At 73.1% G+C, this 18,815-nt stretch carries 15 protein-coding genes and 1 pseudogene; 6 read left to right on the forward strand and 10 right to left on the reverse strand.

The features are described 5' to 3' along the window. Nucleotides 1-159: 159 nt before the first annotated feature. Nucleotides 160-1,571, forward strand: a pseudogene (locus tag ACIRL2_RS17285) (DHA2 family efflux MFS transporter permease subunit); the annotation flags it as partial. 90 nt (nucleotides 1,572-1,661) lie between these two features. On the opposite strand, the gene fes reads toward ACIRL2_RS17285, so the two are convergent. Next, a complete protein-coding gene (fes, locus tag ACIRL2_RS17290) occupies nucleotides 1,662-2,885 on the reverse strand; it encodes an enterochelin esterase (RefSeq protein WP_395863935.1) in 1,224 nt (407 codons plus the stop codon). 200 nt (nucleotides 2,886-3,085) lie between these two features. After that, nucleotides 3,086-4,114, reverse strand: a complete 1,029-nt coding sequence (locus ACIRL2_RS17295) for an ABC transporter substrate-binding protein (RefSeq protein ID WP_395863933.1) — start codon at nucleotides 4,112-4,114, stop codon at nucleotides 3,086-3,088. A 246-nt stretch (nucleotides 4,115-4,360) separates the two neighbouring features. Here ACIRL2_RS17295 and ACIRL2_RS17300 point away from each other — a divergent pair, with 246 nt between their 5' ends. Further along, nucleotides 4,361-5,281 carry a S1 family peptidase gene (locus ACIRL2_RS17300; RefSeq protein ID WP_402232926.1) on the forward strand — a complete coding sequence of 307 codons (921 nt, stop codon included), beginning with the start codon at nucleotides 4,361-4,363 and terminating at the stop codon, nucleotides 5,279-5,281. A gap of 105 nt (nucleotides 5,282-5,386) precedes the next feature. Here ACIRL2_RS17300 and ACIRL2_RS17305 read toward each other — a convergent pair whose 3' ends face one another. From ACIRL2_RS17305 to ACIRL2_RS17325, 5 genes are all read right to left on the reverse strand, one after another. Then, nucleotides 5,387-5,869, reverse strand: a complete 483-nt coding sequence (locus ACIRL2_RS17305; RefSeq protein ID WP_395863929.1) for a peroxiredoxin — start codon at nucleotides 5,867-5,869, stop codon at nucleotides 5,387-5,389. A 79-nt stretch (nucleotides 5,870-5,948) separates the two neighbouring features. Beyond that, nucleotides 5,949-6,389 carry a DUF5360 family protein gene (locus tag ACIRL2_RS17310; RefSeq protein WP_402232930.1) on the reverse strand — a complete coding sequence of 147 codons (441 nt, stop codon included), beginning with the start codon at nucleotides 6,387-6,389 and terminating at the stop codon, nucleotides 5,949-5,951. After that, nucleotides 6,382-6,714: a DMT family transporter gene (locus tag ACIRL2_RS17315; protein WP_402232932.1), complete on the reverse strand. Its 333-nt coding sequence runs from the start codon at nucleotides 6,712-6,714 to the stop codon at nucleotides 6,382-6,384. Before ACIRL2_RS17315 ends, ACIRL2_RS17310 begins: the two co-directional genes overlap by 8 nt. Continuing rightward, complete coding sequence (locus ACIRL2_RS17320; RefSeq protein ID WP_395863924.1) at nucleotides 6,711-7,250, reverse strand: TetR/AcrR family transcriptional regulator; 540 nt, start codon at nucleotides 7,248-7,250, stop codon at nucleotides 6,711-6,713. The genes ACIRL2_RS17315 and ACIRL2_RS17320 overlap by 4 nt, the downstream gene beginning before the upstream one ends. 323 nt (nucleotides 7,251-7,573) lie before the next feature. Next, complete coding sequence (locus tag ACIRL2_RS17325; RefSeq protein ID WP_402232936.1) at nucleotides 7,574-9,073, reverse strand: serine/threonine-protein kinase; 1,500 nt, start codon at nucleotides 9,071-9,073, stop codon at nucleotides 7,574-7,576. Between the two features lie 186 nt (nucleotides 9,074-9,259). On the opposite strand from ACIRL2_RS17325, the gene ACIRL2_RS17330 reads away from it, so the two are divergent. Both ACIRL2_RS17330 and ACIRL2_RS17335 read left to right on the forward strand, forming a co-directional pair. Continuing rightward, nucleotides 9,260-10,792 carry a glycosyltransferase family 39 protein gene (locus tag ACIRL2_RS17330; RefSeq protein ID WP_402232937.1) on the forward strand — a complete coding sequence of 511 codons (1,533 nt, stop codon included), beginning with the start codon at nucleotides 9,260-9,262 and terminating at the stop codon, nucleotides 10,790-10,792. 207 nt (nucleotides 10,793-10,999) lie between these two features. Further along, the gene (locus ACIRL2_RS17335) at nucleotides 11,000-11,731 is read left to right on the forward strand and encodes a GntR family transcriptional regulator (RefSeq protein ID WP_395863918.1); all 732 of its coding nucleotides are present in this window, start codon (nucleotides 11,000-11,002) and stop codon (nucleotides 11,729-11,731) included. Nucleotides 11,732-11,950: 219 nt separating this feature from the next. On the opposite strand, the gene ACIRL2_RS17340 is transcribed toward ACIRL2_RS17335, so the two are convergent. Next, entirely contained in the window at nucleotides 11,951-12,763 is an 813-nt protein-coding gene (locus tag ACIRL2_RS17340; RefSeq protein ID WP_402232940.1) for a GntR family transcriptional regulator, read from the reverse strand. 471 nt (nucleotides 12,764-13,234) lie between these two features. On the opposite strand from ACIRL2_RS17340, the gene ACIRL2_RS17345 reads away from it, so the two are divergent. Together ACIRL2_RS17345 and ACIRL2_RS17350 are read left to right on the forward strand one after the other, a co-directional pair. Beyond that, nucleotides 13,235-15,268 carry a hypothetical protein gene (locus ACIRL2_RS17345; RefSeq protein WP_402232943.1) on the forward strand — a complete coding sequence of 678 codons (2,034 nt, stop codon included), beginning with the start codon at nucleotides 13,235-13,237 and terminating at the stop codon, nucleotides 15,266-15,268. Nucleotides 15,269-15,413: 145 nt separating this feature from the next. Then, a complete protein-coding gene (locus ACIRL2_RS17350; protein ID WP_395863912.1) occupies nucleotides 15,414-16,067 on the forward strand; it encodes a TetR/AcrR family transcriptional regulator in 654 nt (217 codons plus the stop codon). A gap of 404 nt (nucleotides 16,068-16,471) precedes the next feature. Here the strand turns inward: ACIRL2_RS17350 and ACIRL2_RS17355 are convergent, their stop codons facing one another. Both ACIRL2_RS17355 and ACIRL2_RS17360 read right to left on the reverse strand, forming a co-directional pair. After that, nucleotides 16,472-17,233, reverse strand: coding sequence for a 3-hydroxyacyl-CoA dehydrogenase (locus tag ACIRL2_RS17355; RefSeq protein ID WP_395863910.1), 762 nt, complete (start codon nucleotides 17,231-17,233; stop codon nucleotides 16,472-16,474). A gap of 110 nt (nucleotides 17,234-17,343) precedes the next feature. Continuing rightward, nucleotides 17,344-18,522 carry a thiolase family protein gene (locus tag ACIRL2_RS17360; RefSeq protein WP_402232946.1) on the reverse strand — a complete coding sequence of 393 codons (1,179 nt, stop codon included), beginning with the start codon at nucleotides 18,520-18,522 and terminating at the stop codon, nucleotides 17,344-17,346. Between the last annotated feature and the right edge of the window lie 293 nt (nucleotides 18,523-18,815).

Consider the following 18,815-nt stretch of genomic DNA (forward strand, 5'->3'; position numbering starts at 1 on the left):
AACCGGCCCCCGAGGCGAGCGGGGAGCACAGCGAGCCGGCTTTCGCGGTGACCGGTGAGCGCGGTGGACCGGCTTCCGCCGCGACCGAAGAGCGCGACGAACCCGGTCCCGCGGCGGCCGGCGAGCGCGCCCGACCCGCTCCGCCGGCGACCGCGAAGGGTGCGTCCGCGTGGATCGTGGTGGCCGTCTACACCGCCGCGATGTGCATGAACGGCCTGGATTCGACCATCGTCAATCCGGCCCTGCTGACCATCGCGAAGGACTTCGACCGGCCCGCGGTGGCCGCGAACACGGTCGAGATCGCCTTTCTGGTCGCCCTGGTGGCCGCGCTCCCGGTCGCCGGCCGGCTCGGCGACCGCTTGGGCACGAAACGCGTCTTCCTGGGATCGCTGGCCGTGTTCACCGCGGCCTCGGCCGCGTGCGGCCTGTCCCAGAACCTGGTCTCCCTGGTCCTGGCACGCGTCGTACAGGGCCTGGCCGGCGGCCTGTTGACTCCGGTCGGGATGACCATTCTGTTCACCGCGTTCGCGCCGCACGAGCGCATGCGGCTGGCCAAGTGGCTGATCGTGCCGACCGCGCTGATGCCCGCGCTGGGTCCGCCGCTCGGCGGATTCCTCACCGAACACCTCTCCTGGCACTGGCTGTTCCTGGTGAACGTGCCGATCGGCACGGCCGCCGTACTGCTCGGCCTGTTCGGGCTGCGTGAGCACCGCGCCGGTGTGGTCGGGCCGTTCGACCGCACCGGGTTCTGGCTCACCGCGCCGACCCTGGGGCTGCTCACCTACGCGCTCGGCTTCGGGCCCTCGCAGGGGTGGACCACGCCCGCCATCGCGATCGCCGGCATCCTCGGCCTGGTCCTGTCGGTGGTCGCGATCTCGCACCAACTGCGGGCCGAGGAGCCGTTGTTGCGGCTCCGGCTGCTCGCCGATCGGGCCTTCGGCTCGGCGACCGCGCTGGCCCTGGTCACCTCGGCCGGGCTGATGGGCGTGCTGTTCGTCTTCCCACTGCTGTACCAGGCGGCGTTGGGCGCTTCGGCGCTGGACGCGGGGCTCGGGGTGTTTCCCGAGGCGGTCGGCCTGATGTTCGCGTCACAGGTGGTGGACCGGCTGTTGCCCCGACTCGGCCCGCGCCGGCTCACCACACCGGCCCTGGTCCTGGCCGCGCTGGTGTTCGGCGCGCTCGCGCTGCCGGGCGTCGCGGACAACGCGTGGGCGGTACGGGTGTTGATGTTCTGCGTCGGACTGGTTCTGGGTACGGCGGTGTTGACCGTACAGATCGCCGGGTTCGGCGAGATCGAGCCCGCCGACATGGGTCACGCGATGGCGCTGTTCACCATCGTCCGCACGCTCGGCGGCTCGCTCGGGATCGCGGCCGGCGCCGCGGTGATCGAGGCGGGCGGCGGTTCGGGCCACGACGCCGGTGCGCCGGGGCCGTATCGCGCGGCGATCTGGGTCACCGCCGGACTGGTCGCGCTCGGCGCGCTGTTCGCGCTGCGCCTGCCACACCAGGCACCGGCACCGCCACCGTTCGAGGACGACGACGAGCCGGGTCCCGGGACGGGACCCGGCGCCGCACCCGGGACGGGTCACGAAGCCGAAGCGGGAGCGGATCCGGGGACTGCTCCCGAGCCCGAGTCAGCCCGCACCGATTCGGCCGGAGCCTCAGCGCCCGTCCGGGGCTGACAGCAGGTCGACGAGTCCGACGGCGAGCCCGCCCCGCCAACAGGCGTAGTCGTGGCCGCCGTCGAACTCGGTGTAGGTAAGTGGATATCCGCGTTCCAGCAGGACATCGCGCAACCGGCGGTTCTCCGCGAGGAGCATCCACTCCAGCAGTCCCACCTCCAGGTGGAACCGGATCGGCAGGCGCTCGCTCGTGGCGAACCGTCGGGTCAGCCACTCCGGTCCGTCGTTGCTCTCGTCCGGGTCGGGCCACCAGAAAGACCCCGACTGGGACAGCGCGTTGCCGAATCGGTCCGGTCGACGAAACGCCCCGAACGCCGCGGTCAGCCCACCCGCGCTCTGCCCCACGAGCACGGTGTGCGCGGGATCCCCGCTCACCCCGTGACGCCGGCCGGCCCACGGCAGCAGCACGTCCGCGAGCCAGTCCACGAACGATTCGCTACAGGTGAGATCGGCCATCCGCCGTTCCCGACCCATCGTGTCCACCAGCAGCGCCACGGTGGGCGGGATCCGGCCGTCGGCGTGCAGGTTGTCCAACGTGTCACCGATCTCCAGCACCGAGCCCCAGACCTCGCCGTCCAGCAACACCGCCACCCGGTAGGGCTCGTGCCGAACGCCCGCGGGCACCAGCACGCTCACCCGGCGTCCGTCCACCGTGGTGTCCAGCCGCGTCCCGCGCGGTACGCCCGGCCGGCGCCGTGCCCACGGCTGCCCGGGCGCGTCCGGCAGCGCCAGCACCGAGGACGGATTGCGCCCGTCCCGCGCGGCCAGCGTGGGCGCGTGGTTGTACGGGTCGGGCACCGCCGCGTCCAACACGCCCAGCCAGGCGGCGCGATCGGTGCGCAACGTCCGACCGCGCGCACCGGTGCCGACGAAGAACTGGTACGACGCGCGCAGGTCGGCGGGCAGCCGATGGGTGATCGCCCACACGTCGGTGCCGGCGACCCGACGCATCAGATGCGGCGTCAGATCGCCCGCGTGCCGGTCCCGGTCGGTGAACGTGTGCAGCAGCGCGAGTACGTCGTTCGCGGGCGCCGCCGGGTCGTCCCGCCACACGAAGGTGACCAGCCGCTGCCCGGGATCGCCCGGATCCGGCTCGATCAGCGGGGCGCCGACCTGCTCGACCCGGGCCCAGAACTCGGGCCCGGCGTCGACTCGTCCGGCGGCGACCGCCTCGGTCAGCGCGTGCAGGATGGGTGTGTCCATGATGCTGGTCGCTTTCTGCGCGAAGACGAAACGGGCGGTCGGGACCCCGCGGGCGGCACCGTGGCCCGGTCCCACGGGCCGCCGTCCGGCGCGGGCCGGGCCATGGCACGGGGCTCGGTCCGCCCCGGGCCCGGCCCCGATACGGGCTCGGCCCCGGGCGCGTGACGCTCCCGGGGCCGAGCACTGCCGATGACGGCACGTCAGGAGGTGGCGGACAGCGCCTTGCTCAGGTCGTCGAGCACCACGCCGGCGGCCAACGGGCCGCCTCGGGTGGACCACACCGAACCGTCCACGGCGACCACGTGGTTCTTCTTGACCGCGTTCAACTCCTTGTACGCCGGCTTGTCCTGAACCTCCTTGAGGGCACTCGCGCCGTCCGAGGTGAGCGTGCCCAGGAACAGCCAGTCGCCGTCGATCTCGGAGATCTTCTCCAGGCTCAACGCGGGGGTGTGCGCGTTGCCGTCCTTGTCCTGCGCCTTGGGCCGGGTCAGCCCCATGTCGAGCGCGACGCCACTGGCGAACTGGCGCTTCTCCATCCAGCTCGGGCCGTTCGGGTTCCAGCGCACGATGCTCACCGCGGCGCCCTTGTTCGCGGTCAGGTCCTCGCCGGTCTTCTTGGCCTTGGCCTCGTAGTCGGTGATCACCTTGTTCGCCTGGTCCAGCTTGTTGACCGCGTTGCCGATGCCCCGGAAGGACAACTTCCAGTCGTCGGTGGGCGCCATCGTGACCAGCGTCGCCGGGGTGATCTTGCGAAGCTGCTTGAGCACCTGCTCGTCCTGCATGTCGCCGGCCAGGATCAGGTCCGGCTTGGCCGCGATCACCTTGTCCATCACCGGCTGCAGCAGGTTCCCGACCACCTCTATGCCCTTGACCTTGTCGGCCAGGTAGGCCGGCGGCTTGTCCAGGCCCTGGCCGTTGGTGATGCCGACCGGCTTGACGCCGAGGGCGAGTACCGCGTCCAGATCCTCCTGGGTGAGCACCACGATCCGCTGGGGAGCGGCCGGTACCTGGACGGCGGTGCCGGTCGCGTCCTTGACCGTGCGCGTGCCGCCGGCCGAGTCGCCGCCCGCCGGCGCGCCGCTGCCCTGGCTCGCGGCGGGCTTGTCGTCGGACTTCGAGTCGGAGTCGGAACCGCACCCGGTGAGCAGCAGGCCGGCCGCCCCCGCCACGGCGAACAGCCGAACCACGCGCCGCCGGGCGGTCGCGAGCGAGCGATGAGAAGAGGACATCTGGGACTCCGGGCGCGAGGAAGGGCGGGAGGCCGGGGCACGGCACGACCCGCGAGGTCGCACTTAGGTTAGCCTTACCTTCCATACGTTCCGCAAGGTGGTACGGGTTCCCATCGATCCGGGTGGCCCATGTCACGCCCGAGCGGCACACGTTCGATGCCCCTGCGGGGGATCTCGGCCGCCCGTACGGGTGACCGTGGCGTGATCGGTGCCTGTGGCCGGGCGCCGGTCCGTACGGTTTCCCGCATGAAGCGGACCACCGTGACGCGTTCGATGGTGTCGATGGCCGCAGCGGCCGTGCTCGTGCTCGCCGGTCTGGCCGCCCCGGCCACGGCCGACCCGCCCAGCGGCGGTTGCCTCGCCGACCGGTTGACGCGACTGAGCACACTCCGGCACCGCCTGGACGAGCTCGCCCTGAACGGTCTGGCCGGCAACAACCAGTACTGGTACGTCGATCACCGGCGCTGCACGCTCGCGATCGCGACGCTGCGCGGCGCCGCCGACCCGGTCACGTCGGCCTTCCTGCACACCGCCCGGATGTTGCCCGCGCTGGTCGAGATCACCGAACTCGGCGCGCCGGTCACCACCCGCGTGGCCAGGCGGCCCGCCACAGGCCCCGACCCCCGGGCCGCCACCACCGGCTTCCACGGCGGCAGCCCGCTCTACAGCGGGCTCACCGGCACGGTCTTCATCTGCACCGCCGGCTTCAACGGATACCGCGCGAACACGACCGGCACGGCGGGCCATTGCGCCCGCGACGCACCCACCTGGTACGACGGCACCGGCACCCTGATCGGCACCGTCGACGAGTCCCGCTTCCCCGGGGCCGACTGGGCCGTCATCCCCGCGGCCGAGGGCCTGGCCCTGGCCTCCGACATCCTCGACGGCGACTCCACCACCACGATCACCGGCTTCGCCCGGCCCCGACTCGACGACCGGGTCTGCGGCACCGGCGCCACCAGCGGCACCCGCTGCGGCACCATCGACGCCACCGACGTCACGGTCAACTACCCCGAGGGCCCGGTCACCGGCCTGGCCCGCAGCACCCAATCCGGCGCCGCCGGCGACTCCGGCGGCCCGGTCCACACCGGTCCCACCGGAGTCGCCCTGATCAGCGGCGGCCCACCCGAAGGCGCCCCCACCTTCATCCAACCCCTGAACTTCTGAGCCCCGTCCCCCGTGCGCGGAGTCGCTCGGCGACCCACCCGAAGCCGCCCCACCTGCCTCCCGCCCCCGAACTTCCCGGCTCGCCCTCCGGGAGCACCGACACGCTCAGCGGCGCAGGAGTGCGAGTTGGGCGGTGAGCGTGTCGATGCCGCGGTAGGTGAGGCCGACGAGGGCCACGTGTTTCCAGCGCAGGATGCCCTCGGCGTCGATGATGAAGACGGCTCGGCGCAGGGCGTTGCTGCCCAGGCCGATGCCGTAGGCCTCGACCACCTTGTGCTCGGTGTCGGCGAGCAGCGGCATCCGCAGGTCGTATTTGCGGGCGAAACGCTCGTGGCTGTCCAGGCCCTGCGGGCTGATCCCCCAGACGGTGGCGTCGAGATCGGTGAATTGTTCGAAGCCGGAGGAGTATGAGCACAGTTGCTTCGTACAGACCGCCGTGTCGTCGCCGGGGTAGAAGGCCAACACGACCGGGCGGCCGCGCTGGGCGGACAGGGTCAGCGGAGCACGCTCGGCCTCGCCGCCGGTCAGGTGCACCGCGTCGAGGGTGAAGTCCGGCGCCGGGGCGCCGATCTCGGGGGTTTTGGACACGTCGTGGTCTCTCCTCGGGCGGGATGGGCGGCGGCGTGCGGCCGGCGCGCTTGGGCACCGAGACGCTACCCGGCGTCGCTCACGGCCGCACGAGCGCCATCCGCCGGACCAGTAGCACGATCGCGGGAAGCGGGAAGAGCAGCAGGAACAGGTTGGGCAGCCACCATTCGGGCGCGAAGTCGCCGCGCAGTACCCAGAACGCGATGGCCTGGAGGCCGGCGGTGCTGGTCAGCACGAGCGAGATCAGCATCAGCGGGTGGGCGTTCCCCGTCGCGGTACGCCGGCCCAGGCGTAGCGCCGCCAGACCGGTCACCGCGGCCGCGAGGTCGAGCGGCACGAACGAGTGGTTCCAGTCGCCCATCACCGGATCGGCGTAGTCCTTGTACGCGTACTCGGCCGGGATCAGCGCGAACAACGTGACGGTCCAGTACACCAGGAAGCCCACGTCGGCGATGGTCATCGAGACCCGGGTGAAGCACATCAGGTCGGCGCCGCGCGAGCGCACGGCCGCGCTACTCATGGGTCGTCCCGCCGTACAGGTAGAGCACCGCCACGCCGACGACCACCAGCGTCATGCCGAGCACCGTGCCCGGCCGGAGCGGCTCGTTGTAGAGCAGTACGCCGCCGGCCAGTGCGCCGACGGTGCCCAGGCCGGACCAGATCGCGTACACCGGACCCACGTTCAACGTCTTCAGCGCCTGCGCGAGCAGCACGAACGCGAGCAGGTAGCCGACCGCGACGACCGCGCTCGGGACGAGCCTGGTCAGTCCGTGCGAGGCGCGCAGCGACAGGGTCGCGGTGACCTCGGCCAGGATCGCCCCGCCGACCAGCAGTCCCGCGATCACGCCGCGCCGCCTCGGGTGCGGACCAGATCGGTCAGCAGCGCGCGCAGGTCGGTGTGCGCGGCGTCGTGCGGAACGCCCAGGTCCAACAACCGGGCCGCCCACCAGCCGTCCACCGCCATCCGGATCAGGTCGGCGACCGCCGGGTCCAGGCCGTCCGAGGCCAGTCGGCGCTGCCAGTGCGCGTAGCGCTCGCGCAGGCAGGCCAGCACCTCGGGGCCGCCGGCCGCGGCGAGCAGCGCGAGTGGGACCTGGTCGACGCCGCTGCGGTCGCCGGTCGGGGACTCGGCGGGGATGCTCGCGTCCAGCCACGCCAGCGCGAACGCCCCGGGCGGGCAACCCGGTTCGGGCAGCGCGGCCTCGAATCGGTCGGCCAGCCGCTCGACCACGCCCTCTACCAGCGCCTGCTTGCTCGGGAAGTGGTGCAGCAGTCCGCCCTTGCTGACGCCGGCCTCGCGGGCCACCGCGTCCAGCCGGACCGCCTCCACACCGTCCCGGACCAGTATTCGTTCCACCGCGTCCAGCAGTCGATCGCGCATCGGCGCACTCCTGTCCCGCTCCGCATCCCTCCGGACCGTCCGGACGGTCGGGAGCAACGGTAGCAGCGAATCACCTCGGCGCACGTGTCCTTGTTCGGGTGATCCACCTTGCAGCGCACAGGAGTTGCCGCATGACGAGAGGTCGGCAGGGGGTCGGGAGGGGTCCGGTGGGACGCGGCGGGTCGCCGCTCGGCGGCCTGGGATGCCGGGGCGGAGGTGGGCAGGGGCGCGCCCGGGTCACTCGGTGGGCTCGTCGACGCGGCGGTGGCCGACGGACTCCCGAGCCCGGGCGGCGGCTGCGCCGGCGTCGACCGGGGCGGCGTTCAGCCGGCCGGCGCCGCGCCCGAGGCCGACCCGGCGCCGGCCGGGTTCTCGTCGGTGGACCCGCCGGACGGGACGGCCTGCTCGGCTTCGGACGAGGAGTCCGTCGAAGCCCCGTCGCTCGACCCGGAAGCGTCGGTCGCCGCCTCGGGCGCCGCCTCGGAGGAGGCATCCGTCGGCGTCTCGGAAGCCGACTCCGAACTCTGCACCCCCGGGCTGTCCCCGTCGTTGTCGTCGTTCCCGTCCCCGGAACCGTTCACCAGCAGGCTCACCACCACGATCAGCGCGACCACCGCGACGATCGCGACGACCGCACCGATGATGTACGCGAGTCGCCGGCGCCGAGGCGGCGCAGCCGCCGGATCCTCGGGCAGCGGCACGGTGGGCGACTGAGCCCGAAGCGGCGGCGAAGCGGGTCGGGTCGGCTGCTGCTGCGGCGGCTCCACGACAGGCGGAGTGGCGGCGGGTGAGGCCGCAGGTGTCGGGGCGGCGGGTATACCGGCCGGATGTACGGGTACCGGCACGGTCGTTCCCTCCGCGCCCGCCGGCCCCAGCGCTCCCGCGGACCCCTCCGCGTCCGCGGAACCTTCCGGCCCCGCCGACCCCGGCTCCCCGGCCGCCGCGGGCCGCGCGAGCTCCGTCGGCGCGGCCAGTTGCCGCGCGATGTTCCGCGCACCGCTGTCGGTCACGTTCGCCGCGAGCAGCAGCCGGACCCGGTCCGCGTCCGGCCGCCCCGCCGGATCCTTGTCCAACAGGCCAAGGATCACCTCGGTCAACGGCCCCGCCCGGCGCGGCCTCGGCGGCGGCTCACCCAGCACCGCGGCCATGCTCGCGTACGCCTGCTCGCGCCGGAACGGCGAAGTGCCCTCCACCGCCTGGAAGAGCGTGCAGCCCAGCGAGAACAGATCAGCGGCCGGCGTCGCGGCGTCCCCGCGCAGCCGTTCGGGCGCGATGTACTCCAACGTCCCGATCACCCCGGACGCGGTCAGCCCCGCGTCGTCCTCGTGCACCGCGATGCCGAAGTCGACCAGCGCGATCCGCCCGGTCGGCGCGAACAGCACGTTCGCGGGCTTGACGTCGCGGTGCACGATGCCCAGCGCGTGCGCCGCGGCCAGCGCGTCCACCAGCGCGGTCCCGACCACCCGGACCTGCTCCACCGTCAGCGGGCCGTCCTCGGCAACCACCTCGGCCAGCGTGCGGGACGGCACGTACTCCATCACGATCCACGGCACGCCGTCCTCGACCACCACGTCGTGCACGCTGACGATGTGCGGATGCTCGCGCAGCCGCGCCGCGTTCCGCGCCTCGCGCATCGCCCGGGCGACGCGCTGCTCGCGTTCCGCGTCCGGGAGCCAATCGCCGATGCTCACCTGTTTGATCGCGACCTCGACGTGCAACAGCTCGTCGGTCGCGCGCCACACCACACCCATGCCCCCGAAACCCAACTGCTCGAGCAGCCGGTATCGGGCGGCGACAAGACGACCCGAACCTCGCGTGTCCATGGCAGGCCCACCCCCGAATGACAGTGTGGGCCGGATTCGGTCACCGCGCCGGCAAACGGACATCCCGGATCGCGCCGATTTCGCGCCGATCCGGAGGAAGAGGTGCCGGAATTCGTTCCCGACTCGTTGTCCGGACCCGCGTGCCAGTCTCTGCCGCGGGGATGCCCGATCCGGCACCATGACGTAATGAGCCGTGTGGAGAAACGCACGTCGACCGAACCGCTGTTGCCCGCTCCGGCGCCGCGAGCCCTGCCGCCCCTGGCCACCTTGCCCGTCTCGCTGATCATGTTCGCGGTCTTCGCGGTGCAGACGGCGGTGTCCTCGCGCTACGGCTTCCATCGCGACGAGCTGTACTTCGTCGTGGCCGGCCGGCACCTCGCCTGGGGTTACGTCGATCAGCCTCCGCTCACCCCGCTACTCGCCCGCGTGTCGGGTGAGTTGTTCGGGGACGACCCGCAGGATCTGCGGATATTCGCCGCGCTCGCGTGCGCGGCCACCGTACTGGTCGTCGCGCTGATAGCACGCGAGTTCGGATCCGGCCGGCCCGGCCAACTACTCGCGGCGGCTTGCACGGCCACGTCCGGCATCGTGCTCGGCGTCGGTCACCTGTGGTCCACCGCGACGCTCGACATCCTCGCGTGGCTCCTGGTGGCGTGGTTCACGCTGCGCCTGTTGCGCACCGGCGACGGACGCTGGTGGCTCGCGGTCGGGGCCGCCGTCGGCGGTGCGATGCTCAACAAGTACCTGGTCGGCTATCTCGTGGTCGCGCTGCTCGTCGGCCTGTTCGCGGTCGGGCCCCGGGACGTGTTGCGCAGCCGTTGGCTGGGCGGGGGCATCGCGATCGCGGTAGTGCTCGCTACGCCCGGTCTGATCTGGCAGGCCGGCCACGACTGGCCGCAGTTCACCGTCGCGGCCGGCATCGGCTCGGACGACGGAACGACCAACCGGATCATGTTCGTTCCGCTGCAAATCGCTTACCTGTCACCGCTGTTCGTGCCGATCTGGGTGGCCGGCGGGATCTGCCTGTGGCGCTCGGAACAACTGCGCTGGGCCCGCTCGATACTGCTCGGCTATCTGGTCCTGTGCGTCCTGGTGATCGGCTCGGGCGGCAAGTCGTACTACGCGCTGCCGCTGCTGCTGGTCCTGGTCGCGGCGGGCTGCGAGCCGACCGTGCGGTGGGTCGCAGCCCGGCCCGCCAGGCGGGTACCGGTCGGCTCGATGCTGGTGATCGCCACCGTCACCAGCGCGGTGATCTCGCTGCCACTGCTGCCGGCCGCCAAGGTGAACGCGGTGAACGGGATCAACCCGGAGCAGGGCGAACAGATCGGCTGGCCGGAACTGGCCGACGCCGCGGCGGTGGCCTGGACCCGGATTCCGCCCGAACAACGCGACCGGGCGGTGCTGTTCGCGGGCAACTACGGCGAGGCGGGCGCGCTCGACCGGTACGGTCCCGCCCGCGGACTGCCCAAGCCGTATTCGGGCCACATGTCCTTCGCCGACTGGGGACCGCCGCCGGATCGCGCCGACGGCCCGGTGGTGATCGTGCGCGAGGGCGAGGCCACGCAACGCTTCCGGGACTTCGTCGACTGTCGCCTCGTCACCCGGGTGGACAACGGCAAGGGCGTCGACAACGAGGAGCAGCACGCGGTGGTCGAACTGTGCGCGGGCACGGCGCGGCCCTGGTCGAGTCTGTGGCCCGACCTGCGGCACTTCTACTGATCGACGGGCGCCGACGGGCGCCGACCGGAGCCGGTCCGAGCCGAACGCGACCGACCCGGACCGACCGGACCGGTCCGCGCCCACCCGGGTCGGACCCGCCCTCGCACCGGCCCGGATCGGCGGTCGGCGACCGGCCCGACCGCCCGGGCACACCCCGGATCGGCCCGTGCCGCGCCCGTAGGATGCGGCCACGCAGGGAGGAGCGTCATGGCGAATGCGAGTCCGCCCGGCTATCGCACCGGCGGCGAGGGGCGGCCCGGATCGTTGACCGGCTCGGCCTACCGGGAGATCCGGCGCCGGGTGCTGCACCTGGAACTCGCGCCCGGCGCGCGGTTCACCGAGAAGGCGGTGGCCGGCGAGTTGGGCATGAGCAAGACACCCGTGCACGAGGCGCTCGCGCTGCTCGCCGAGGACGGCTTCGTCGAGGTCATCCCCCGCAGCGGCTACCGGGTCTCCCGGGTCACCGTACGCTCCGCGCGCGAGCTGTTCGACCTGCATCGTGCGCTGGAACAGGACGCGGCGGCGTCGGTGGCGTGCCGGCCGACCGAGGTCACCGCGCTGGTGGCCCGCGAGGACGCCTGGGTACGGACCCGGCGACCGGTCGAGGGTCCGGACGCGTGGCTGGACCGCTACACCCGGCTGCATCTGCTGCTCGCCGAGCCGGTCGGGAATCGGCATCTGCGCCGCGCGCTGGGCGGCACCCTGCACGCGCACCACCGGCTGCTCCGGCTGTGCGTCGCCGCCGACGGTCCGCATCCCCGCACCATCGCGGGCGACGACGCGCCGCTGCTGGAGGCACTCGCGGCGGGCGACCCGGGCGCGGCACGGCGCGCGGTGCACACCCGGCTGACCGGATGTCGGGAGCGGGTGCTGGACACGTTGCTCTCCAGCGACGCGCTGCTGGACGTGAACATCGCCGGGCCCGCGTCCCGACCGTGATCACCGAGCCCGTGTCCCGACCGTGTCCCGGGCCCGCGTTGCGACCGCAATCCGGGCCCGCGCGCGGACCGTGATCACCCGGAACCTCGACCCGACCGTGATCCCCTGGCCCCGCATCCCAACCGCGATCGCCCGGGCTCGCGCGCCGAACGCCGCCGCCCGGCCCGCGTCCCGACCCTGCTGGTGGCCGATGCGGCGTACGGGCCCGACCGCCCGGCCTCACCCGTCGCGCAACAGCGTGCCCAGGTCCAGGTCGAGCAGTTCCGCCGGCGGCTCGGTGCCGAATCCGTCGTCGTCCGCACGGCCCAGCCGCGCGGCGACCGGCGGCACCAGCGCGGCGACCAGCGCCGCGCCCAGGGCCCGGACGCCGGCCTCGACGGCGCTCGCCGCGGCCTCCGGATCACCCGCCGAGAGCGCGGCCCGCAATGCCCCGTGATCGGGCGCCGGCCAGCGCGGATCGCCGAGCGCGGCGGCCAGACACACATGCCGGAGGTGGTGGCGCAGCACGTAGTGCTCGACCTCGGCGGCCCGCCCGTTCCCGGCCCGCTCGGCAAGCGCGGCGCCCAGTCCGAGCCACCCCAGCGGCTCCGGCCCGACACCCGCCCCGGCGCGAGAGCCGGACCGGTGACGCGTGCCCGGTACGCCCGTCGCGACCACGGCCGCCGCCGCCCGCCGCCACGCGTCCGCCGTGTCCTCCAGCCCGCGCGGCCCCGCCGCCTCCTGCCGTCTCGCGGCCAGCCGGGCCAGCAACGTCTCGATCGTCAGGCGCAGTTCGAGCAGTTCGCGGATGTCGCGCAGGGTGACCGGCATGACCAGGTAGCCCGAATGCGGCGCCACCGCGACCAGGCTCTCGTGGGTGAGCAGATTGAGCGCCTCGCGCACCGGCGTCTTGCCCATCCCCAGGACCGCCGCCAGTTCCCCCTCACTGAACACCGTGCCGGGCACCATCTCCAAGCGCAGGATCCGACCGCGGATCGCCTCCCGGGCGAGGGCGGTCCGGCTTTTCCTGCGCGCTGTCGGGCTCGGCGTCATATCCGGATTCTCCTCGGCTCCCGGCCGCGTTTCGGGTCGGCGGCGGGGATCGGCGAGGATCGGCAAACCGGCGGGTCGACCGGATCGAGGAACGCGCCCGGCCCGCACACCACCCTCGACGCGGCCGACTTCACGCTTGCCCGAGGGGACTAATATCTCAGGGAGCCGAGTCGGCGATAAGGACACGGGGGTGCTCCGGCCCCGGATGGTGCCCACGACGTGGGGCCTTTGCCATTGCCGCCGCCGACTCCTGCGATGATCCTCGCGACGAGGAAGGTGGTTTCGGATGACCCGCGCGGCCCGCACGCCGACCGGCGCTGTTCCGGGGCGCGCCCGTTCGGTTGCCGGTCCTCCGCCGACGACGCGCGACCGGGCCTACCATCGGAATCGTGTCGAAGGCTCCACCGACCGCATCCGCGAGCCGCACCCGCACGCCATCCCCTCGGGACGAACGACCTTGGACATCGACATATGACCGCGTCGCAGCACACCCGATCCGCATCCCCCGTCACGCTCCTGCGGGAATGGCACGAGCGCGCCGACGGCGCCGCCCTGCACGAGGCCCTGTTCATCGGCCTGGGCGTCGACCTGCCGTACCTGGAGCGCGTGGCCGTACCGCTCGCCCGCGACCTCTCCGCGCGCGTCGCGATCCTGGGGGACGCCGCGCAGGAGACACACGACCCGGTCGAGGTGCGCGGCGCCGGCCGTGACTACCTCTACGCGCCCACCGTCTGTCCCGGTGGCCTGCGCGCCAAGCTGGTGGTGCTGCTCGGCGAGCACGCGTGCCGGATCGCGATCGGCGGCGGCACCCCCGCGCTGCCCGGCTGGGCCGACGACCGGTTGTGGACGGTGGTCGAGACCGAGCAGGACGCGTCCAACGCGCTGCTCGCCGACGTGGCCGACTGGCTGGACAAGCTGCCCGACCTGGACGGCGTCACGATGGCCCCGTGGGCCGGCGAGTACCTGCGCGAGATCGCCGGGTTGCTGACCGAGCGACACATCATGGCGGACGAGACGCCCGGTCCCGAGGCCCGGCTGCTGGACAACCTGGACCGTTCACTGCTGGCCCAGGTGCCGGCCGGTCCGGTCGAGGAGCTGCACGTGTACGCGCCGGCCGTCGACACGACGGGCGACACGCTGCGCGAGCTGATCGCGCGGCTGTCCCCGGCGCGGGTGCGGGTGGGCGTGCACGAGAACTGGTCCGGCTACACCGGCACGCTGCTGCGCTCCGCGCTCGCCGGCCGCCCGGCCGATGTGCTCGTACTGCCCGAACAGCGGCCGGCGCACGGCCGGTTCGCGCAGTGGCGGATCGGCGAGCACTGGTTCGCGCTGACCGGCAACGCCGACCTGACCCGGACCGCGTTCGCGGACACCGCGGCCGGCGGCGGCGGTCTCGACCTCGCGGTACGCACGGTCGGCACCGACCTGCTGCCGCTCGGCGGGGGGCGCACCACCTCGCCCGCCGGCCTGGACGCGCTGCGCGGCGTCGCGGCCGGTGCCGAACTCGTCCTGCTCGGGGCCCAAGCGGACGGCGCGGGACTGCGGGTGGTGCTGTCCGAGGCCGCCCGCGAGCCGGTCACGGTGAGCACCTCCGCCGACGGATCGCCGGGCTCCTGGCGGGAGTTGGGCACCATCGCGAGCGGTGCGACGAGCGCCGGCTTCCCGCCCGCGGCCGGTCTGGGTCCGGCGGTACGGGGCAGTGTCACGCGCGCCGACGGCAGCGTGCTGCACTCCGCGGTGGTGTTCGCGTACAGCCCGGCCGCCGCCGCGCGACCGAGCGAGACACGGCTCACCCCGCGCCCGGAGCCCACGCCGATCACGCCGTCGACGCCGCGGCCCGCCGCGTCGACCGCCGTGGTCGCGCCGCGCCCGGTCGAGGCCACGGCCGCACCACAGGCCACGCCCACACCGACTCCGGCTCCGGCTGCGGCTGCGGCTGCGGCTGCGGCTCCGTCGCCCGGGCCGGCTCCCTCACCCGTCGCCCCCGCCGCGTCCGCTGTGACGTCCGCCCCGCACGTCCCCACACGCACCGACCTCGAACCGATCCCGGCCCTCCCGGTCGAGGACAGTCCGTACGCCGACGCGATCGAGGAGTTCGCCGCCCACGGCTGGGTCGCCGGCATCGAGGATGGGATCTGGCGGATCACCGGCTCGTTCGGCAATCCGGTCCCGATCGCGGCGGTGGCCGCGACGCGCCTGGCGCAGTACGGCGAGGCGGTGCTGATCCAGGCCGGGAACGAACGCCGCTGGGCCTTCATGGCCTGGGACGCGCCCGACCTGACGCTGCTCAACTGGCCCGCGCGGAACTGGCGCAGCTATCAGATACGTCCCCCGGCCGACCCCGAGTCGCGCTTCCGGGGCGGCGACCTGGCGAGCGTCCCGGGCCGGGTCGGCCCGCTCAACCGCCAGATCGGCGACCCGCCGCCGGCCCTCCTGCGCGTCCTCGACGAGGTCGGCATCGGCTTCGCCGAACTGGTCAAAACGCTCCAGCAGATCGGCGGCTGACCACTCCCGACCCACGCGACCGCCGGGCCCGCGTTCGCGCGGCCGGCCCGTGGATACCTAGCGAGCGATCGTTAGAATGTCCACAACCAAGACGATGCGCCCCGGAATGGCCGGAGCCCGTGCGCGGAATCAGGAGCCGGACCCCATGGCGGAGCCACTCGCGGCCGATCTGCGCGCCGACGGCCACACCGACTGGCGCGCGTACGATCCGCTGCTGCTGCCGCCGATCCTGGCCGCTTCGCTGGCCGCGTTCGACGAGCACGGGTATCACGGCACGACGGTGCGCGACATCGCGCGCCGCGTCGGTGTGACGGTGCCGGCGCTGTATTACCACTACCAGAACAAACAGGCGTTGCTGGTCGAGCTGCTGATCGGCTCGATGAACGCCGCGCTCGGCCGCTGCCGGGGCGCACTCGCCGAGGCGGACGACGCGCCCACCGCGCGGTTCGCCGCACTGGTCGAGTGCATCGTGCTGTACATGGCCAACCGCGCGCCGCTGGCCTTCCTGGACACCGAGATGCGCAGCCTCGAACCCGACAACCGCGCCCGCTACGTCGCGATGCGCGACGAACTCGAGGCCCTGATGCACGACGCGGTCCGCGACGGCGTCGCACTGGGCGAGTTCAGTACGCCATACCCCGTCGACGCCGGCCGCGCCGTCCTCACCTGCTGCCAGGCCGTCGCCGACTGGTACCGCTCCACGGGCCCCTTGACCCCATCCCAGATCGCCGACCGCTACGTGCAAATCTCCTTGGCCACAGTCGGCCACACCCCAAAACCCAGCCCACCCGGCACTTGAGGCCACCCCAACCAACACCAACGCCCAGCACCGCCCGAGCCAATCTCACCCCGTCCGGCGCTTGAGGCCACCCAACCCACACCCGACACCAAGCGCCACCCGAACCAAACCCCAGCCCGTCCGGCGCTTGAGGCCACCCCAACCCACACCCACGCCCAGCACCGACCGAACCGAAAACCCAGCCCGGCCGGCGCTTGAGGCCACCCCAACCCACACCAACGCCCAGCACCGCCCGAACCGAAAACCCAGCCCGGCCGGCGCTTGAGGCCACCCCGACCCACACCCCACACCAAACGCCGACCGAACCAAAACCCAGCCCGGCCGGCGCTTGAGGCCACCTCGGCCGGAGGCCGGGTAACCCAGCCCGGCCGGCGCTTGAGGCCAAAAGGCCCAGCGCCCAGCGCCTACTTCGGCGCCATCCTGATCGCCCCGTCCAACCGAATCACCTCGCCGTTGAGCATCTGGTTCTCCACGATGTGCGCGACCAGCGACGCGTACTCCGCCGGCCGCCCCAACCGGCTCGGATGCGGCACCTGCGCCCCGAGGGACGCCCGCGCGGCCTCCGGCAACGACCCGAGCAGCGGCGTCTCGAACAGGCCGGGCGCGATCGTCATCACCCGCACCGCCAACCCCGCCAGGTCCCGCGCGATCGGCAGCGTCATCGCCGCGATCCCGCCCTTGGACGCGCTGTACGCGGCCTGCCCGATCTGCCCGTCGAACGCCGCGACCGACGCGGTGTTCACGATCACGCCGCGCTCGCCGTCCACCGGATCGTGCCCGACCATCCGCTCCGCGGCCAACCGCAGCACGTTGAAGGTGCCGATCAGGTTGACGTTGACCACCCGCGCGAACACGTCCAGCGGGAAGGCGCCCTTGCGGCCCACCGTCCGCGCCGCGTCGGCCACGCCCGCGCAGTTGACCGTGATGGCCAACCTGCCGTCCGCGTCGGCCACCTCCACCGCGGCCCGTACGTCGTCCTCTCGAGTCACGTCGCCGGGCACGAACACGGCTCGCTCGCCCAGCAGTTCGGCAACTCCCTTGCCCTGCGAGGAGGGCAGGTCGAAGAGTACGACCGAGGCGCCCTTCGCGACGAGCAGTTCGGCGGTGGCCAGGCCCAGGCCCGAGGCGCCGCCGGTAACCAGGGCGGTGGTGCCTTCGATGCGCATGTATGTGTCTCCGTAACAGTCAAGTGCGGGGTCGAGCAACAACGGGAAGACGGACGGGAAATCGGGTGCGAACCGCGACCACGCGGCCCGGGTGCGGTGGATCCGCGAGCTCACAGGCGTTCGATGATCATCGCGTTGGCCATCCCGCCGCCCTCGCACATCGTCTGGAGGCCGTACCGGCCACCCGTGGACTCCAGCACGCCCAGCAGCGTGCTCAGCAACCGCCCGCCGGACGCGCCGAGCGGGTGGCCGATCGCGATCGCGCCGCCGCGCACGTTCACCTTCTCCAGGTCGGCGCCCACGTCCGCCGCCCACGCCAACGGCACCGGCGCGAACGCCTCGTTGACCTCGAACGCGTCGATGTCGTCGATGCCCAGCCCGGCCCGTTCGAGCACCTTGCGGGTGGCCGGGATGACCCCGGTGAGCATCAACAGCGGGTCGTCGCCGGTCACCGCGAACGCGTGGAAGCGGGCCCGCGGGGTCAGGCCGAGCGCGGTCGCCCGTTCCTCGCTCATGATCAGCGCGGCGGAGGCGCCGTCGGTGAGCGGCGACGAGTTGCCCGGGGTGATCCGCCAGTCGATCTCCGGGAAGCGCGCGCCCATGCCCTCGTCCACGAACGCGGGCTTGAGTCCGGCCAGCCCCTCCTCGGTGGTCGCGGGACGCACCGTCTCGTCCACCCGGTGCTCACCGCCGTCGAGGGTGATCGGCACGATCTCCCGGTCGAACGCGCCCTCCGCGCCGGCCCGTGCGGCGAGCCGGTGCGAGCGTGCGGAGAACCGGTCCAGCGTCTCGCGGTCCAGGTGCCATCGGGCCGCGATGAGTTCGGCCGAATAGCCCTGCGGGATCAACCCCTGCGGGTAGCGCTTGCCGAGCAGTTCGCCGAACGGGTCGCCCCCGCGCGCGGCGAAGCCCATCGGCACCCGGCTCATCGATTCGACGCCGCCCGCGATCACGATGTCGTACGCGCCGGCGATCACGCCCTGCGCGGCGAAGTGCGCGGCCTGTTGGCTGGATCCGCACTGCCGGTCCACGGTCGTCGCGGGCACGCTCTCCGGGAATCCGGCGGCGAGCACCGCGTTGCGGGCGATGTTCAGCGACTGGTCGCCGGCCTGGGACACACAGCCCGCGATCACGTCCTCGACCGACGCGGGGTCGAGCCCGTTGCGCTCGACCAGCGCGCGCAGCGTGTGTGCGAGCAGGTCGACCGGGTGGGTGCCGGACAGCGCGCCGCCGGGCTTGCCCTTGCCGGACGCGGTGCGTACGGCGTCGACGATGACGGCTGTGGTCATGGGGTTTCGTCTCCTTCAGGACTGGCGGAACCGACGGACCGGCGGGCCCGGCCGGGCCACACCCGGCGGCCGACCGGCGCCGCCCCACGCGGTTCCGCCGCCCGCCGCCGGTGAGGTGTACCGGACCCCAAGGTTACTGAACGTTCGCTAAAGACATTCGACCCGCCGGCGCAACCCCTGTCAAGCATCGACCCGGGCACCGCCATCGTTCCCGGCCGCGGCGCCGGGGCGTCGCACCCCCCCCGCGCCGCGGCCGGGCTACGGTGCCGGGCGCGGGCCGAGGCGGACGACCG

Origin of the sequence: Embleya sp. NPDC127516, assembly GCF_044765325.1 — a bacterium.
Classification (GTDB): domain Bacteria; phylum Actinomycetota; class Actinomycetes; order Streptomycetales; family Streptomycetaceae; genus Embleya.

What these genes read in the sequence shown, in the direction of transcription:
- ACIRL2_RS17360 (WP_402232946.1), bottom strand. Translation starts at nt 18,522, where the DNA reads ATGACCACAGCCGTCATCGTCGACGCCGTACGCACCGCGTCCGGCAAG.
- ACIRL2_RS17340 (WP_402232940.1), bottom strand. Translation starts at nt 12,763, where the DNA reads ATGACGCCGAGCCCGACAGCGCGCAGGAAAAGCCGGACCGCCCTCGCC.
- fes (WP_395863935.1), bottom strand. Translation starts at nt 2,885, where the DNA reads ATGGACACACCCATCCTGCACGCGCTGACCGAGGCGGTCGCCGCCGGA.
- ACIRL2_RS17320 (WP_395863924.1), bottom strand. Translation starts at nt 7,250, where the DNA reads ATGCGCGATCGACTGCTGGACGCGGTGGAACGAATACTGGTCCGGGAC.
- ACIRL2_RS17350 (WP_395863912.1), top strand. Translation starts at nt 15,414, where the DNA reads ATGGCGGAGCCACTCGCGGCCGATCTGCGCGCCGACGGCCACACCGAC.
- ACIRL2_RS17355 (WP_395863910.1), bottom strand. Translation starts at nt 17,233, where the DNA reads ATGCGCATCGAAGGCACCACCGCCCTGGTTACCGGCGGCGCCTCGGGC.
- ACIRL2_RS17300 (WP_402232926.1), top strand. Translation starts at nt 4,361, where the DNA reads ATGAAGCGGACCACCGTGACGCGTTCGATGGTGTCGATGGCCGCAGCG.
- ACIRL2_RS17310 (WP_402232930.1), bottom strand. Translation starts at nt 6,389, where the DNA reads ATGAGTAGCGCGGCCGTGCGCTCGCGCGGCGCCGACCTGATGTGCTTC.
- ACIRL2_RS17335 (WP_395863918.1), top strand. Translation starts at nt 11,000, where the DNA reads ATGGCGAATGCGAGTCCGCCCGGCTATCGCACCGGCGGCGAGGGGCGG.
- ACIRL2_RS17330 (WP_402232937.1), top strand. Translation starts at nt 9,260, where the DNA reads ATGAGCCGTGTGGAGAAACGCACGTCGACCGAACCGCTGTTGCCCGCT.
- ACIRL2_RS17345 (WP_402232943.1), top strand. Translation starts at nt 13,235, where the DNA reads ATGACCGCGTCGCAGCACACCCGATCCGCATCCCCCGTCACGCTCCTG.
- ACIRL2_RS17295 (WP_395863933.1), bottom strand. Translation starts at nt 4,114, where the DNA reads ATGTCCTCTTCTCATCGCTCGCTCGCGACCGCCCGGCGGCGCGTGGTT.
- ACIRL2_RS17325 (WP_402232936.1), bottom strand. Translation starts at nt 9,073, where the DNA reads ATGGACACGCGAGGTTCGGGTCGTCTTGTCGCCGCCCGATACCGGCTG.